Raw genomic sequence first — 14,849 nt, 5'->3', positions numbered from 1 at the left:
GGGCGTGGGGAAAAGTGAAGGGACCCTCGGGCATTTCTTGGTATAGGTATTGTGGATATTCTCTGCTGGAAGGCGCCCGGCATTCTAACTTGTCAAAACCTTATCCACACGCCGGCGAGTGTGTCGAAAGGCCCGCAAATCTGCTCGAAGATTGTTCAGGGCCCCAATGTTTGCGATAATTGCGGGTTTCCCTGAAAACCTCTTTGCGTCTTTCGGGGGCCATCCGAAACACGCCCGCCCCGGCGCCCCGCAGGAACTTCATGCTTTCAGTACGAAAGCGCGAAGGGCCAGCGCGAACAGGGAATTAGGAAATCACCATGAAACGCACCTACCAAGCATCCAAAGTCCGCCGCGCCCGTACCCACGGCTTCCTGGTCCGCATGAAGACCCGCGGCGGCCGTGCCGTCATCAACGCACGCCGCGCCAAGGGCCGCAAGCGCCTGGCCGTCTGACGGCAGTCCACCTGCCGTTGCCAGCAGCCGACCCGTCAGCGCCAGCTCCATCCGCCAGGGCTTCTGGCCCGGGCCGGCATGACACAAGCGGCCCGGCTTCCATGCAGCGGCTCAAGTCCCGCGCGCAATTCCAGGCCGTCCTCGCAGGTGCCACCGTGGCGCGCACTGCTCATTTCGCATTGCATCGCTGTGCGCTCGATCTCGCATCGAGCGCACAGCCGTTGTTCGCGTCCGACGACGTCTGGCTGGGTGCCATGGTGCCCAAGCGCTGGGCGCGCCGCGCCGTCACGCGCAACGCCATCAAGCGACAGATCTATTCGGTGAGCGCCGCATCCGGTGCAGCACTGCCTCGCGCCGCGCACGTGGTGCGGCTGCGCGCGGGCTTCGACCGCAAGGAGTTCGTGAGCGCCTCTTCGGACAAGCTCAAGGCCGCCGTGCGCGCCGAACTCCAGCAGTTGCTGGCACGGGCCGCGCGCGCCCCCGCGCCGGCCGCAGCCCCTTCCTCCTCGCCATGAAACGCCTGCTGATCGGCATCGTGAAGGCCTACCGCCTGCTGCTGAGCCCCTGGCTCGGCCAGTCGTGCCGTTTCACGCCGACCTGCTCCGTGTATTCGATCGAGGCGCTGGAAGTGCATGGCGCACTCAAGGGCAGCTATCTCACCCTGCACCGCATCGCGCGCTGCCAGCCCTGGTGCCAGGGCGGCCACGATCCGGTTCCGCCGAAATCCCAGCGTCGCACTGACAGGTCAGGATCGCTGTTTTCGTCTCTTCTCTCTTCCGACAAGAAGTCTTCGTCATGAACGATATCCGCCGCACGATACTGTGGGTGATTTTTGGTTTCTCGCTGGTACTGCTGTGGGACCAATGGCAGGTCTTCAACGGCAACAAGCCGACCTTCCTGCCGTCGACCAAGCCGGCCGCCACGGCCGCTGCTCCCGCAACCACCGCGCCCGCGGCCAACAGTAACGGCGTACCGGCTGCCTCCGGCAGCGGCAATGCTGGCGCCGTGCCCACGCAAGCGGTGGCCGCGGCTCCGCGTGAGCAGGTCAAGGTGACCACCGACCTGTTCCAGGCCAGCATCGACAGCGAAGGCGCCACGGTCAACCACCTCGAACTGCGCAAGTACGACGAAGCCGACCGCACCAAGCACGTGGTGCTGTTCGAAAACGGCTCGCCCGCCACCCGCTATGTCGCGCAGACCGGCCTGCTCAACCAGGTCGACACCGGCGAGCGTTTCCCGAACCACCTGACGCAGATGACGCCCCGGCCCGGCGCGCGCGAGATGGCCGACGGCCAGAACACGCTGGAAGTGAGCTTCGAAAGCGCCCCCGCCGGCGGCCTGAAGTACATCAAGACCTACGTGTTTCACCGTGGCGACTACGTTATCGGCGTGCGCCACGAAGTGGTCAACGTGAGCGACCAGCCGCGCGACGCGCAGCTGTACCTGCAGTTGCTGCGTCACGGCACGGTGGCTGCCAGCACCATGTTCGGCACCAACACCTTCACGGGCCCTGCGGCGTACACCAACGAGAAGAAGTTCCACAAGCTCGACTTCAAGGACATCGCCAAGGGCAAGATCGAACCGCCGCCGCCGGCCAACGACGGCTGGATCGCGATGGTGCAGCATTACTTTGCTTCGGCGTGGCTGCTCAAGGGCGACCCGGCCAGCGAGCAGCTGCGCCGCGAGTTCCGCGTGAAGGACCTGGGCGACAACCAGTTCTCCATCGCCATGGTGGCCACGCTGCCGAAGATCGCCCCGGGTGCCACGCAGGTCGTGAACAGTGCGTTGTTCGCCGGTCCCGAGGAAGAAAAGAAGCTCGAAGCCATCGCTCCGGGCCTGGACCTGGTGAAGGACTACGGCATCTTCGCGATCATCTCCAAGCCGCTGTACTGGCTGCTCACCCAGCTGCACGGCCTCCTGGGCAACTGGGGCTGGTCGATCGTCGCGCTGGTGGTGCTGCTGAAGGCGGCCTTCTACTGGCTCAACGCCAAGGCCTACGCCAGCATGGCCAAGATGAAGGCCATCAATCCGAAGATCATGGAAATGCGCGAGCGGCTGAAGGACAAGCCGCAGGAGATGCAGCAGGAAATGATGCGGATCTACAAGACCGAGAAGGTCAACCCGATGGGCGGCTGCTTCCCGATCCTGATCCAGATCCCGGTGTTCATCGCGCTGTACTGGGTGCTGCTGTCGTCGGTCGAGATGCGCCACGCGCCCTGGATCGGCTGGATCACCGACCTCTCGGCACCCGACCCCTGGTACATCCTGCCGATCGTGATGACGGCCACGTCGCTCTTCCAGACCTGGCTCAACCCGACGCCGCCCGATCCGATGCAGGCCAAGCTGATGTGGATCATGCCGCTCGCGTTCAGCGTGATGTTCATCTTCTTCCCGGCCGGCCTGGTGCTGTACTGGATCACGAACAACGTGCTGTCGATCGCGCAGCAGTGGTTCATCAACAAGCGCCTGGGCGTGCTCGGCGCCAAGTAAGCCGGCCGATCGCTCCAAGCCATCCCACGAAGGGCCGCGCAAGCGGCCCTTTTTGCTGAAAGACTGAAAGAATCCGCACCATGCTCGCCCGCACCTCCGACCCCATCGTCGCCATCGCCACCGCCTCGGGGCGCGGCGCGGTCGGCATCGTGCGCGTGTCGGGCGCCAGGCTGGCGCCGCTGGTCGACGCGATCTGCGGCCGCGCGCTCAAGCCGCGCGAAGCCACTTACCTGCCGTTCCGCGACGCGGACGGCGAGCCGGTCGACCACGGCCTGGCCATCCACTTTCCCTCGCCCAACTCCTTCACCGGCGAGGACGTGCTCGAACTGCAGGCCCATGGCGGATCGGTCGTGCTGCAGCTCCTGCTGGCGCGCTGCCTGGAAGCGGCGGCCGAGCCCGACCCGGTCACCGGCCGCCCGCGCCTGCCCGGCCTGCGCGTGGCCGAGCCCGGCGAGTTCAGCCAGCGCGCCTTCCTCAACGGCAAGATCGACCTGGCGCAGGCCGAGGCCATCGCCGACCTGATCGACGCCAGCACCGAGGCGGCCGCGCGCAGCGCCGGGCGCTCGCTGTCGGGCGCCTTCTCGCGCGAGATCCACACGCTGCGCGACGCGCTGATCCACCTGCGCATGCTGGTGGAGGCCACGCTCGACTTTCCCGAGGAGGAGATCGACTTCCTGCAGAAGGCCGACGCGGCCGGGCAGCTGGCGAAGCTGCGGTCGCAGCTATCTGCGGTGCAGCAGCGCGCGCGCCAGGGCGCCCTGCTGCGCGAGGGCATCAAGGTCGTGATCGCGGGCCAGCCCAACGCCGGCAAGAGCTCGCTGCTCAATGCGCTGGCCGGCGCGGAGCTGGCCATCGTGAGTGCCGTGGCGGGCACCACGCGCGACGTGGTCTCGCAGACCATCCAGATCCACGGCGTGCCGCTGCACGTGGCCGACACCGCCGGCCTGCGGGAGAGCAGCGACGAGGTCGAGCAGATCGGCGTGGCACGCGCCTGGGGGCAGATCGAGAGCGCCGATGCGGTGCTGTTCCTGCACGACCTGACGCGCGCGAGCCAGACCGACTACGCCGCTGCCGACGCCGAGATACTGGCCGGTCTCCAGCAGAAGCTGCCCGCGAGCGTGCCGGTGCTCGACGTCTGGAACAAGCAGGACGCGGCACCCACGGCCCATCCCGAACAGGGCATCGCCCTCTCCGCCAAGACCGGGCTGGGCATCGAGGCCCTGCGCGATCAGCTTCTGGCCATGGCCGGCTGGCAGGCAGTGCCCGAGGGCGTGTACCTTGCGCGAGCGCGCCACGTGCAGGCGCTGGCCCGGGTCGAAACGCACCTGGCGCTGGCTGCAAGCCACCTGGAGGCACAGGCACAGCTGCTCGACCTGCTGGCCGAGGAACTGCGCCTCGCGCAGAACGCGCTGAACGAGATCACCGGCGAGTTCGGCGCCGACGACCTGCTGGGCGTCATCTTTTCGCGCTTCTGCATTGGTAAATAGCCACAGATAGCGGCAGCCGCCCTCGAAAAACGTAAACACTTGTAGCCGAAGTTCGCGGCCATCGCGGATACTTCGGCTCACATGCGGGGGCCGAGAAACACATGTCAATCCAGAACCTGAGCCGCGCCATCGCGGAGAACATCAACACCGACGCGTTCGCGTTGACGTTCAACGTCCAGCAGTGGGAAACGCTGGCGGGTTACCTGCAACCCATCGAGACCGGCGTCGGCGACGTGCTGATCGAGCAGGGCACGCCCGACCGTTCGGTGTTCTTCGTCGAGAGCGGCGCCATCAGCGTGCACCGCGTCAGCAGCAAGGAACAGATGAAGCTGGCCGTGCTTACCGCGGGTTCGGTGGTCGGCGAAGGCTCGTTCTTCTCGCGGCAGCCGCATTCTGCCAACGTGGTGGTCACCGGTGCGGGCCGCGTCTGGCGGCTCACCGCGATCCGCTTCGCCGAAATGTCGAACCGCCAGCCCAACATGGCGCTGGAGATCGCGATGGCCCTGGGCGCCGTGATCGCCAAGCGCATGGCGCACCGCTCCAAGCGCGTCGCGGTGACCTGATCGGGAAGGCCTCCTCACTCGCCCGCCACCGGATCGATCCTACGGATGCAGGCCAGCCATTTCAGTTCAGGACGCCGAGAAGCAAGAAGTAGTCAGCAAGCAAGCCATGGCCTCGATCTGTCCGGTCTGCAGCACGGAGAACCGTGATGGCGCGAATTTCTGCAGGAGCTGCGGCATCAAGCTGTCCGCCGCGGGAGACCGGATCCCGCCGCCGCCGACCCCCGAACGCGAATGGGCCACCACGGCGCCCGCCCAACTGCGCGCGCCGACCATCCCGGCGCCCCTCGAAGAACTCCCGCCGGCACCGTCGCCCGCGCGCCAGTCCTTCTTCAGCCGCTCGCCTGCCTCCGCGCCGCGGCATGACGACGACGAGCAGACCGTTTTCATGCTGCACGACGACGGCTCGCCGCGCGTGCCCGCGCCGCCAGCCGCCCCGCAGGGGCTGGAATCGAGCTGGGCGCCGTCGCCCGAAAGGGTGAAGAAGCCCCGGGTCAGGATCCGCAAGCCCGCTCCGGTCGACCGGCCGCCGCGCAAGCGCGCGATCCTGCTGTGGGTGGGCCTGCTCGCGGTGGCTGTGGCGATGATCGTGGCGGGCTGGTCCGGCTACGGAACGCGAAAGACGGCTCCTGCCGTCGAGGAGACCGCCCCGCCCGCCGTTGCGCCGGCTCCCGCCGCTGCGGCGCCTGCCGTCGAGTCACCACCACCGCCATCACCGCCGCCCGCCGAGCCCGCCGCGACGGATGCACAGCCTGCCGAGCAGGCCGCGCCATCGCCTGCGGCGGAAGCCGCGCCGGCAGCACCCCCGCCGCCCAAGCCCGCCAAGCAGGCGCGCAAGCAGCCGGCCGCCGCTGCGGCGCCCCAGCCAGCTGCGGAGACTGCGGCTCCCGTCGCGGCGCCTGCTCCGCCACCCGCACCGGCGGCTGCGGCCGAGCCCGCGGCCATGTGCGGCGACCGCAATTTCATCGCCAGGGCGCAATGCATGGCGGCGCAGTGCCTGAAGCCGGAGTACAAGGCCCATGCGCAGTGCGAGGCGGTGCGCCGTCAGCAGCGCATCGAGGAAGAAAAGCGCAACCCGACGCTCATCAACTGAGCGTCCCGGCGGAAAGCGGCCTGCTGCCGCTCAGCCCTTCTGCAACCGCTCGACCGCCATCGCCAGCGCGGCCGGCTTGCCCGAGAGCACCAGTGTGTCGCCGTCCGACAGTACCGTGTCGTCGGCCAGCGGGCGCGGCTGGCCGTCGTGCCGGCGCAGGCTCGCGATGCGCACGCCTAGCGTCTGCAGCGCCAGTCCCTGCAGCGTCTGGCCGATCGCGCGGGCGCCTGCATCGAGCGTGAAGCTGTTGAGCCGCTCGTGATCGATCTCGTCGGCGTTGTCGTCGTCCGCGCCGTGGAAGTAGCCGCGCAGCAGGTTGTAGCGGGCATCGCGCTGGTCCTGCACCACGCGGATCACGCGCCGCATCGGCACGCCGACCAGCGCCAGCGCGTGGCTCGCGAGCATCAGCGAACCCTCGATGGCCTCGGGCACCACTTCGGTCGCGCCGGCGGCCTGCAGCTTCTCGAGGTCGTGGTCGTCCTGCGTGCGCACGATCACCGGCACGTGCGGCGCATGGGCGCGCGTGTTGGCCAGCACCTTCATCGCGCCGGGCACGTCGAGGTAGGTCACGACCACCGCGCTGGCGCGCGCCAGGCCGGCGGCCATCAGCGCCTGCAGCCGCGCGGCGTCGCCGAACACCACCGAGTCGCCGGCGGCGGCGGCCTGGCGCACGCGGTCGGGGTCCAGGTCGAGCGCCATGTAGGGGATGCCCTCGCGCTCCAGGATGCGCGCCAGGTTCTGGCCGCAACGCCCGTAGCCGCAGATGATCACGTGCTGCGCCGTGTTGATGGTCTTGCGTGCGATGGTCGTCATCTGCAGCGACTGCTGCAGCCAGTCGCTGGCCACCAGCTTCCGCACGATGGCGTTGCTGTACATGATGATGAAGGGCGTCGCCAGCATCGACAGCACCATCGACGCCAGCACCGGGTTGGCCAGCCACGGCGGCAGCAGGCTGCGCTCCTGGGCCAGCGTCAGCAGCACGAAGCCGAACTCGCCGGCCTGAGCGAGGTACAGGCCGGTGCGCAGCGACACGCCCGAGGTGGCGCCCAGCACCCGAGCCAGCACCGTCACCAGCGCCAGCTTGAAGGCCAGCGGCACCAGCAGCAGCACGCCCACCAGCAGCCAGCGCTCGACCACGATGTGCCAGTCGAGCGACATGCCCACGGTGATGAAGAACAGCCCCAGCAGCACGTCGTGGAAGGGGCGGATGTCGGTCTCGACCTGGTGCTTGTATTCGGTCTCCGACACCAGCATGCCCGCGATGAAGGCGCCCAGCGCCAGGCTCAGGCCGGCCAGCTCGGTCAGCCAGGCAAGCCCCAGCGTGATCAACAGCACGTTCAGGATGAAGAGCTCCTCGCTGCGCCGCCGCGCCACCAGCGTGAGCCACCAGCGCATCACGCGCGGGCCGCCGTACAGCAGCACGCCGATCAGGAAGCTCGCCTTCAGCAGCGCGAGCCCCAGCGCCTTGGCCAGCGCCTCGGGCGGGGCGCCCAGCGCGGGGATCAGCACCAGCAGCGGCACCACCGCCAGGTCCTGGAACAGCAGCACGCCCATCACGCGCTTGCCGTGCTCGCTTTCGAGTTCGAGCCGCTCGGCCATCAGCTTGACCACGATGGCGGTGCTGCTCATGGTGAGCGCGCCCGACAGGGCCAGCGCGGTCTGCCAGCCCAGGTGCCAGGCCGCCGGCAGCAGCCGCGCCAGCAGCAGCGCGCCGATGGTGGCGAGGGCCATGGTCAGCAGCACCTGCAGCAGGCCCAGGCCGAACACGTGCTTTCGCATCGCGCGCAGCTTGGGCAGGCTGAATTCCAGTCCGATCACGAACATCAGGAACACCACGCCGAATTCGCCGAGGTGCTGGATGCCCTCGGTGTTCTGGGCCAGCGCGAAGGCGTGCGGCCCGATCAGCACGCCGGCCGAGAGATAGCCGAGCATCGGCGGCAGCTTGAGTGAGCGGCACGCCACCACGCCGATCACCGCGGCCAGCAAGTACAACAGCGTGAGATCGAACGAAGACATATGCGCCGATGCTAGAGCAAGAGCCGTGCGCGGCGCCTCAGGGAGGACACCCGGAGGCGCCCCGGCGGCCGCGGGGGCAAGCCGCTGGCCCGTAAAATCCGGCGATGAGCTCCCGTCCCGCCCCGGCCCCCGTGGTCGACCCCGAAGCCATCCTGGCCCGGGCACGCCTCACCTTCGACATCGAAGCCGAAGCCGTCTCCGGCCTGAAGAACCGCGTCGGCCCCAGCTTCGTCGAGGCCGTGCGCAAGATCCTCGAAGTGCGCGGCCGCGTGGTCGTGATGGGCATGGGCAAGAGCGGCCACGTCGGCCGCAAGATCGCCGCCACCCTCGCCTCCACGGGCACGCCCGCGATGTTCGTGCACCCGGCCGAGGCCAGCCACGGCGACCTCGGCATGATCAAGGCGGTCGACCTGGTGCTCGCCATCTCCAACAGCGGCGAGGTCGACGAGCTCACCGTCATCCTGCCGGTCGTCAAGCGCCAGGGCGTGCCCCTGATCGCCATGACCGGCCGCACCGAATCCACCCTCGCCCGCCATGCCGACATCGTGATCGACGCGGGCGTGTCGAAGGAGGCCTGCCCGCTCAACCTCGCCCCCACCGCCAGTACCACCGCCCAGATGGCGATGGGCGACGCGCTGGCCGTGGCGCTGCTCGACGCGCGCGGCTTCGGCTCGGAAGACTTCGCTCGCTCTCATCCGGGCGGCGCGCTCGGGCGCAAGCTGCTCACCCACGTGAGCGATGTCATGCGCTCGGGCGACGACGTTCCTCGCGTGGCGCCCGACGCCAGCATCAGCGAGCTGATGCGTGCCATGAGCAACAAGGGCTTCGGCGCCGCCGCGGTGGTGGAGCCCGACGGCCGCGCCTCGGGCATCTTCACCGACGGCGACCTGCGCCGGCTGATCGAGGCCGGTGCCGACCTGCGCAGTCCCAAGGCGGTCGACGTCATGCACCGCAACCCGCGCACCATCCGCGTCGACGCGCTGGCGGTGGAAGCCGCCGAGCTCATGGAACAGTGCGGCATCACCCGGCTGTTCGTGATCGACGGCGAAGGCGTGGTCGTCGGCGCGATCAACACCAACGACCTGATGCGCGCGAAGGTCATCTGATGCCCCTCGAGTTCCAGGCCGAGACGCTTCTCGCCGCACAGGACGTGCGCATCGTCTTCTTCGACATCGACGGCGTCCTGACCGACGGCGGCGTGTATTTCACCGAGCATGGCGAGACGCTCAAGCGCTTCAGCATCCTCGACGGCTACGGCCTGAAGCTGTTGCGCAAGGCGGGCATCGTGCCGGCCGTGATCACCGGGCGCGACTCCAAGCCGCTGCGCGTGCGCCTGGAGGCGCTGGGCATCGAGCACGTGCGCTATGGCACCGAGGACAAGTTGCCGGCCGCCCAGGCCATGCTCGACCAGCTCGGCTTCGGCTGGGCACAGGCCGCGGCCATCGGCGACGACTGGCCCGACCTGCCGGTGCTCTCGCGCGTCGGCTTCCCGGCGGCGCCGGCCAATGCCCATGCGGAAGTGCGCGGCATCGCGCGCTACGTGACCAGGGCCCGCGGCGGCGAGGGCGCTGCGCGCGAGTTGTGCGACCTGCTGCTCACTGCCTGCGGCCAGTACCGCGTCATGCTCGACGCGGCGCGGGGGCCTGGCGCATGAGCGGCGTGAAACGCGCATGGGGCATGGCGCGCGACGTCCTCGACCGCGCCACGATCTACCTGCCGATCATCCTGACGGCGGCAGTCGCGCTCGGCACCTACTGGCTGGTGCGCAACGCGCCCAAGCTGCTGGAGCCCGCTCCCAAGGTCGCGCCCACGCACGAGCCCGACTACTTCATGCGCGACTTCGTCATCAAGAACTTCCTGCCCAATGGCGACCTGCGCAGCGAACTGCACGGCGTCGAAGGCCGGCACTACCCCGACACCGACACCATCGAGATCGACAAGGTGCGCATGCGCTCGGTGTCCCCCGAGGGGCTCGTGACGCGCGGCAGCGCCGACCGGGGGCTGTCGAATTCCGACGGCAGCGAAATCCAGCTCTTCGGCAACGCGATCGTCATCCGCGACCCGTCGGTGGGACCGAACGGCAAGCCCACGCCGCGCCTGGAGTTCCGCGGCGACTTCCTGCATGCCTACGTCGACACGGAGCGCGTCACCTCGAACAAGCCGGTCACGCTCATCCGTGGCACCGACCAGTTCACCGGCGACACGCTCGACTACGACAACCTGAGCGGCGTGGCCAATCTCAACGGCCGGGTGCGCGGCGTGCTGATTCCGTCGGCGGCGGCAGCTCCTGCTCCCGCCAGGAAGCGCTGAGGAAGGCATCTCCCGCATGACGACCTCCCCGCTTGTCTTCATCACCGGCGCTTCCAGCGGCATCGGCCAGGCGCTGGCCGCGAGCTTCTACGACGCCGGCTACCGGCTGGCGCTGGTCGCGCGGCGCACGGGGGAAATCGAATCGTGGGCGAGCGCCCGCCAGCTGGGCGCCGACCGCTACCGGGTCTACGGCGCCGACGTGGCGCAGACCGACAGCATCGTCGCCGCCGGCAATGCCTGCATCGAGCAGCAGGGACTGCCCGACGTGGTGATCGCGAACGCGGGCATCAGCGTTGGCATCGACACGGGGGAGCGCGAGGACATCGACGTGATGGCGCGCACATTCGCCACCAACAACGTGGGCCTGATGGCCACTTTTCATCCCTTCGTGCGGGCGATGGTCCGGCGCGGCAGCGGGCGGCTCGTCGGCATCGGCAGCGTGGCCTCCATCCGCGGGCTGCCGGGGCACGGCGCGTACTGCGCGAGCAAGGCTGGCGTGGTGGCGTACTGCGAGAGCCTGCGCGGCGAGCTGCACGGGAGCGGCGTGAAAGTCGTCACCTTGTGCCCGGGCTACATCGACACGCCCCTCACGCAGGGCAACCGCTATGGCATGCCCTTCCTCATGAAGGCGGAAGACTTCGCCAACCAGGCGCTGCGCGCCATCGAGGCGGGCACCAGCTATCGCGTGATTCCCTGGCAGATGGGCGTGGTCGCCAAGATCATGCGCATGCTGCCGAACGCCGTGCTCGACCGGGCGGTGCAGGGGCGCGAACGGAAGAAGCGCAGCGGCGAAGCCTGATCGGGCCAGCTTCGCCGACCGCCCAAAGAAAAAGGCTCCCAAGGGAGCCTTTTGTCTGTCTGAGTGTGATTCGTTCGGAGAGTCGCAGGGTTCAGTAGCCGCTGTTGCCGCCGCCGTAACCACCGCCGCCACCGCCCGAGCGGCCGCCGCCACGGGGACCAGCGCCGTAGGGGCTGCGGAAACCGCCGTCGCCACCACCACCGCCGCCACCACTGCGGCCACCGCCGCCGTAGCCGCCACCACCACCGGAGCGACCGCCACCACCGTAGCCGCCACCACCGCCGCCGCCGTAGCCACCGCCACCACCGCCGCCATAACCACCACCGCCGCCGCCGTAGCCGCCGCTGCGCGGGGGACGCGCTTCCATCGGACGTGCCTCGTTGACGACGACGCTGCGGCCGCCCAGGGGCTGGCCGTTCATGCCGTTGATTGCGGCCTGTGCTTCCGCGTCACTGCCCATCTCGACGAAGCCGAAGCCCTTCGAGCGGCCGGTGTCACGTTCCATCATGACCTTGGCGCTGGTCACGGCGCCGAACTGCCCGAAGGCCTGTTCGAGATCTCCGTCGCGCACCGAGTAAGGCAGGTTGCCGACGTACAGTTTGTTGCCCATCAAGGGACTCCTATAAACACATCAAGAAAAGCGATGGAGTCCCGAAAGCATCACTCAAACGAGAGCGTCGAGTCGCGCGAAACTGACCGATCACCGAACTGCCCCCCGACCAAAGTGAAGAGGGAGGCTCGTGCATTATGGGTGAAATATCCGAATTGCAAGCGGGAATTTGCTTCTTGAGGTAGCACCTGTCAAAACTATTCGAAAGCTAGCGCCTACTTGCATGATTGAGCGAGGTCCTTCGCCCTACATCCGTGCGTGCATGTAGAATTCCGCCCGTCATTGGGGAGTAGCCGCCTTCCGATCTGCGAGAAGGGCCCGCGTCAACAGACTTGTCCTGTCCCACCAGGATATGGCGCGTGCAGTGAACACACCTGGCGAGACCTTTGACCGTGCAACTTCGGGAATATGGCCGAAGGTGTTGCACGGTCAATTGCGTCCTTCGGCCCAAGGAACCCCACGTCATCATGGAAGCTTTTCTCGTAGCAACGGGCGTCGTCGCGCTCGCGGAAATGGGCGACAAGACCCAGCTCCTGGCCCTTCTTCTGGCCGCGCGTTTCAGGAAACCCTGGCCCATCGTCCTCGGCATCTTCGCCGCCACCGTCATCAACCATGCGCTCGCGGGCGCGGTCGGCAACTACCTCACGCGCTGGCTCGGGCCCGAGGTGCTGCGGTGGATACTGGGCGGCTCCTTCATCGCCATGGCCGTCTGGATGCTCATCCCCGACAAGCTCGACGACGACGATGCCCCCGGCACATCGAAGTTCGGCGTCTTCGGCACCACGGTCGTCGCCTTCTTCCTCGCCGAGATGGGCGACAAGACCCAGATCGCCACCGTCATGCTCGCCGCCCGCTTCACGCACGACTACCTCTGGGTGGTCATGGGCACCACGCTGGGCATGATGCTGGCCAACGCGCCCGTGGTGTGGCTCGGCGAGAAGATCGTGCGCCGCGTGCCGATCAAGCTCGTGCACGGCATCTCCGCCGCGATCTTCCTTGTGCTCGGCATCGTGATGATCGTCGGCTGGTAAGAAAAGAAAAAGGCGGAGCCCGGCCCCTTCCAGGAACACCGCGGAACCGGCTTTGCCGGGCCGCCGGTGTTGCCCCCTTCCCAAGGGGGTTGGCGAGGCGACACGCAGTGCGCGCAGCCTGGGGGATATACTTTGCCTTGCGCCGATTTGCTTCAGCTTGCGGGCGCTTTATAAATTCAGCTAAAGACAGGCGCGGCAGACCCGGCTCGTTTTTGGCGAGGCCGGGTTTTTTCATTCATGTCGTCGTCACCACCTCTGGTCGTCACTCCGCAGTCGATGCAGTTCGCAGGCCCGCTGGCACTGCGCAGCGGCGCATCGATCAGCGACTACACGCTCGCCTACGAAACCTACGGCACCCTGAACGCCGATCGCAGCAATGCCGTGCTCGTGTGCCATGCGCTCAACGCATCGCACCACGTCGCCGGCGTCTATCAGGGGCAGGCCCGCTCCGAGGGCTGGTGGGACAACATGGTGGGCCCGGGCAAGCCGCTCGACACCGACCGCTTCTTCGTGATCGGCGTCAACAATCTCGGCTCCTGCTTCGGCTCGACCGGCCCGATGCACGTCAACCCCGCCACCGGCCGCGTCTACGGCGCCGACTTCCCGGTGGTGACGGTCGAAGACTGGGTCGACGCCCAGGCCGCGCTGCTCGACGCGCTCGGCATCGAGACGCTCGCCGCCGTGATGGGCGGCAGCCTCGGCGGCATGCAGGCCCTCTCCTGGACACTGCAGTACCCCGAGCGCGTGCGCCACGCGGTGGTGGTGGCCAGTGCACCCAACCTCACGGCCGAGAACATCGCCTTCAACGAGGTGGCGCGCCGCGCCATCGTGACCGACCCCGACTTCCACGGCGGCCACTTCTACGAGCACGGCGTGGTGCCCAAGCGCGGCCTGCGCATCGCGCGGATGATCGGCCACATCACCTACCTCAGCGACGACGTGATGAACGCCAAGTTCGGCCGCATCCTGCGCAGCGCCGTGGAGGGTGAGAACAATGGCGAGGCGGCGGGCGCCGACTACCGCTATTCCACGCAGGACGTCGAGTTCCAGATCGAGAGCTACCTGCGCTACCAGGGCGACAAGTTCAGCGAGTACTTCGACGCCAACACCTACCTGCTGATCACCCGCGCGCTCGACTACTTCGACCCCGCGCGCAACCACGGCGGCAAGCTCAGCGCCGCGCTCGCACAGGCGCGCGCCAAGTTCCTGCTCGTGAGCTTCAAGACCGACTGGCGCTTCTCGCCCGCGCGCAGCCGCGAGATCGTGAAGGCGCTGCTCGACAACAGCCGCAACGTGAGCTACGCCGAGATCGACGCGCCGCATGGCCACGACGCCTTCCTGCTCGACGACGTGCGCTACATGGGCGTGGTGCGCTCCTACTTCGAGCGCGTCGCCAAGGAGTTCCAGCAATGAGCGACCTCGAACACCAACGGCTCATCGCCCAGCTCGTGCCCCAGGGCTCGCGCGTGCTCGACCTCGGCTGCGGCGACGGCGCCCTGCTGGACCTGCTTCAGCGCGAGCGCGGCTGCACCGGCTACGGCGTGGAGATCGCCGACGGCAACGTGCTGCAGTGCATCCGCCGCGGCGTCGACGTGATCCAGCTCAACCTCGACGAAGGCCTCGCGATGTTCGACGACGCTTCCTTCGACGTGGTGCTGCAGATCGACACGCTGCAGCACCTGCGCAATGCAGAAGTCATGCTGCGCGAGACCGCGCGCGTGGGCCGCATCGGCATCGTCGCCTTCCCCAACTTCGCGCACTGGCCCAACCGCCTGAGCGTGGCGCGCGGGCGCATGCCCGTCACGCGCCGCCTGCCCTACCAGTGGTACGACACGCCCAACATCCGCGTCGGCACCTTCAAGGACTTCGAGGTGCTGGCCGGCAAGAACAACCTGCGCATCCTCGACGCCTTCGGCCTGCAGGACGGCCGCGACGTGCGCTGGCTGCCCAATGCGCGCGCCAGCACGGCGGTGTTCAAGTTCGAGCGCGGCGGCGGTTGAC

The 14,849-nt window shown here is 68.0% G+C and carries 16 protein-coding genes and 1 riboswitch; of the genes, 14 read left to right on the top strand and 2 right to left on the bottom strand.

Going from position 1 to position 14,849, the window contains the following annotated elements:
• Positions 1-317 precede the first annotated feature (317 nt).
• The 7 genes from rpmH to ABL844_RS32010 all read left to right on the top strand — a co-directional run bounded on the left by rpmH (position 318) and on the right by ABL844_RS32010 (position 6,082).
• A complete protein-coding gene (gene rpmH / locus ABL844_RS32040) occupies positions 318-452 on the top strand; it encodes a 50S ribosomal protein L34 (protein ID WP_007834827.1) in 135 nt (44 codons plus the stop codon).
• Positions 453-553: 101 nt separating this feature from the next.
• Positions 554-967 (top strand): ribonuclease P protein component, encoded by a 414-nt coding sequence (locus tag ABL844_RS32035; RefSeq protein WP_184639131.1) that lies wholly within the window; start codon positions 554-556, stop codon positions 965-967.
• Positions 964-1,251, top strand: a complete 288-nt coding sequence (gene yidD, locus ABL844_RS32030) for a membrane protein insertion efficiency factor YidD (protein WP_126020849.1) — start codon at positions 964-966, stop codon at positions 1,249-1,251. Before ABL844_RS32035 ends, yidD begins: the two co-directional genes overlap by 4 nt.
• Entirely contained in the window at positions 1,248-2,942 is a 1,695-nt protein-coding gene (gene yidC / locus ABL844_RS32025; RefSeq protein ID WP_418130112.1) for a membrane protein insertase YidC, read from the top strand. Before yidD ends, yidC begins: the two co-directional genes overlap by 4 nt.
• An 80-nt stretch (positions 2,943-3,022) precedes the next feature.
• The gene (gene mnmE, locus ABL844_RS32020; RefSeq protein WP_126020853.1) at positions 3,023-4,429 is read left to right on the top strand and encodes a tRNA uridine-5-carboxymethylaminomethyl(34) synthesis GTPase MnmE; all 1,407 of its coding nucleotides are present in this window, start codon (positions 3,023-3,025) and stop codon (positions 4,427-4,429) included.
• Between the two features lie 101 nt (positions 4,430-4,530).
• The gene (locus tag ABL844_RS32015) at positions 4,531-4,992 is read left to right on the top strand and encodes a Crp/Fnr family transcriptional regulator (protein ID WP_126020855.1); all 462 of its coding nucleotides are present in this window, start codon (positions 4,531-4,533) and stop codon (positions 4,990-4,992) included.
• Between the two features lie 106 nt (positions 4,993-5,098).
• Positions 5,099-6,082: a zinc ribbon domain-containing protein gene (locus ABL844_RS32010; protein ID WP_418130111.1), complete on the top strand. Its 984-nt coding sequence runs from the start codon at positions 5,099-5,101 to the stop codon at positions 6,080-6,082.
• A 30-nt stretch (positions 6,083-6,112) separates the two neighbouring features.
• Here the strand turns inward: ABL844_RS32010 and ABL844_RS32005 are convergent, their stop codons facing one another.
• Positions 6,113-8,098, bottom strand: coding sequence for a monovalent cation:proton antiporter family protein (locus tag ABL844_RS32005; protein ID WP_184639137.1), 1,986 nt, complete (start codon positions 8,096-8,098; stop codon positions 6,113-6,115).
• A 104-nt stretch (positions 8,099-8,202) separates the two neighbouring features.
• On the opposite strand from ABL844_RS32005, the gene ABL844_RS32000 reads away from it, so the two are divergent.
• Genes ABL844_RS32000 through ABL844_RS31985 form a run of 4 tightly spaced genes read left to right on the top strand, consistent with a single transcriptional unit; the run spans position 8,203 to position 11,207 of the window.
• The gene (locus ABL844_RS32000) at positions 8,203-9,204 is read left to right on the top strand and encodes a KpsF/GutQ family sugar-phosphate isomerase (RefSeq protein WP_126020861.1); all 1,002 of its coding nucleotides are present in this window, start codon (positions 8,203-8,205) and stop codon (positions 9,202-9,204) included.
• The gene (locus ABL844_RS31995) at positions 9,204-9,752 is read left to right on the top strand and encodes a KdsC family phosphatase (protein WP_126020863.1); all 549 of its coding nucleotides are present in this window, start codon (positions 9,204-9,206) and stop codon (positions 9,750-9,752) included. The genes ABL844_RS32000 and ABL844_RS31995 overlap by 1 nt, the downstream gene beginning before the upstream one ends.
• On the top strand, positions 9,749-10,408 hold the full coding sequence (lptC, locus tag ABL844_RS31990; protein WP_184639139.1) for an LPS export ABC transporter periplasmic protein LptC: 660 nt from the start codon (positions 9,749-9,751) through the stop codon (positions 10,406-10,408). The genes ABL844_RS31995 and lptC overlap by 4 nt, the downstream gene beginning before the upstream one ends.
• Positions 10,409-10,424: 16 nt before the next feature.
• Entirely contained in the window at positions 10,425-11,207 is a 783-nt protein-coding gene (locus tag ABL844_RS31985; RefSeq protein ID WP_184639141.1) for an SDR family oxidoreductase, read from the top strand.
• 91 nt (positions 11,208-11,298) lie between these two features.
• Here ABL844_RS31985 and ABL844_RS31980 read toward each other — a convergent pair whose 3' ends face one another.
• A complete protein-coding gene (locus ABL844_RS31980; RefSeq protein ID WP_418123513.1) occupies positions 11,299-11,817 on the bottom strand; it encodes an RNA recognition motif domain-containing protein in 519 nt (172 codons plus the stop codon).
• Positions 11,818-12,089: 272 nt separating this feature from the next.
• Positions 12,090-12,267, top strand: a riboswitch (yybP-ykoY riboswitch).
• A 17-nt stretch (positions 12,268-12,284) separates the two neighbouring features.
• Between ABL844_RS31980 and ABL844_RS31975 the strand changes: the two genes are divergently transcribed.
• The 3 genes from ABL844_RS31975 to metW all read left to right on the top strand — a co-directional run bounded on the left by ABL844_RS31975 (position 12,285) and on the right by metW (position 14,848).
• The gene (locus ABL844_RS31975; protein WP_418123511.1) at positions 12,285-12,848 is read left to right on the top strand and encodes a TMEM165/GDT1 family protein; all 564 of its coding nucleotides are present in this window, start codon (positions 12,285-12,287) and stop codon (positions 12,846-12,848) included.
• 237 nt (positions 12,849-13,085) lie between these two features.
• Entirely contained in the window at positions 13,086-14,261 is a 1,176-nt protein-coding gene (gene metX / locus ABL844_RS31970) for a homoserine O-succinyltransferase MetX (protein WP_418123510.1), read from the top strand.
• Positions 14,258-14,848, top strand: a complete 591-nt coding sequence (gene metW / locus ABL844_RS31965; RefSeq protein WP_418123509.1) for a methionine biosynthesis protein MetW — start codon at positions 14,258-14,260, stop codon at positions 14,846-14,848. Before metX ends, metW begins: the two co-directional genes overlap by 4 nt.
• Position 14,849: the final 1 nt, after the last annotated feature.

This window comes from Variovorax sp. 278MFTsu5.1 (assembly GCF_048305045.1).
GTDB classification, from domain to species: Bacteria; Pseudomonadota; Gammaproteobacteria; order Burkholderiales; family Burkholderiaceae_C; genus Variovorax; species Variovorax guangxiensis.
This window is presented reverse-complemented; position numbering and strand designations above follow the sequence as displayed.

Excerpts from the sequence above, each read along its gene's own strand:
- rpmH (WP_007834827.1), top strand. The coding sequence starts at position 318 with ATGAAACGCACCTACCAAGCATCCAAAGTCCGCCGCGCCCGTACCCAC.
- ABL844_RS32035 (WP_184639131.1), top strand. The coding sequence starts at position 554 with ATGCAGCGGCTCAAGTCCCGCGCGCAATTCCAGGCCGTCCTCGCAGGT.
- yidD (WP_126020849.1), top strand. The coding sequence starts at position 964 with ATGAAACGCCTGCTGATCGGCATCGTGAAGGCCTACCGCCTGCTGCTG.
- yidC (WP_418130112.1), top strand. The coding sequence starts at position 1,248 with ATGAACGATATCCGCCGCACGATACTGTGGGTGATTTTTGGTTTCTCG.
- mnmE (WP_126020853.1), top strand. The coding sequence starts at position 3,023 with ATGCTCGCCCGCACCTCCGACCCCATCGTCGCCATCGCCACCGCCTCG.
- ABL844_RS32015 (WP_126020855.1), top strand. The coding sequence starts at position 4,531 with ATGTCAATCCAGAACCTGAGCCGCGCCATCGCGGAGAACATCAACACC.
- ABL844_RS32010 (WP_418130111.1), top strand. The coding sequence starts at position 5,099 with ATGGCCTCGATCTGTCCGGTCTGCAGCACGGAGAACCGTGATGGCGCG.
- ABL844_RS32005 (WP_184639137.1), bottom strand. The coding sequence starts at position 8,098 with ATGTCTTCGTTCGATCTCACGCTGTTGTACTTGCTGGCCGCGGTGATC.
- ABL844_RS32000 (WP_126020861.1), top strand. The coding sequence starts at position 8,203 with ATGAGCTCCCGTCCCGCCCCGGCCCCCGTGGTCGACCCCGAAGCCATC.
- ABL844_RS31995 (WP_126020863.1), top strand. The coding sequence starts at position 9,204 with ATGCCCCTCGAGTTCCAGGCCGAGACGCTTCTCGCCGCACAGGACGTG.
- lptC (WP_184639139.1), top strand. The coding sequence starts at position 9,749 with ATGAGCGGCGTGAAACGCGCATGGGGCATGGCGCGCGACGTCCTCGAC.
- ABL844_RS31985 (WP_184639141.1), top strand. The coding sequence starts at position 10,425 with ATGACGACCTCCCCGCTTGTCTTCATCACCGGCGCTTCCAGCGGCATC.
- ABL844_RS31980 (WP_418123513.1), bottom strand. The coding sequence starts at position 11,817 with ATGGGCAACAAACTGTACGTCGGCAACCTGCCTTACTCGGTGCGCGAC.
- ABL844_RS31975 (WP_418123511.1), top strand. The coding sequence starts at position 12,285 with ATGGAAGCTTTTCTCGTAGCAACGGGCGTCGTCGCGCTCGCGGAAATG.
- metX (WP_418123510.1), top strand. The coding sequence starts at position 13,086 with ATGTCGTCGTCACCACCTCTGGTCGTCACTCCGCAGTCGATGCAGTTC.
- metW (WP_418123509.1), top strand. The coding sequence starts at position 14,258 with ATGAGCGACCTCGAACACCAACGGCTCATCGCCCAGCTCGTGCCCCAG.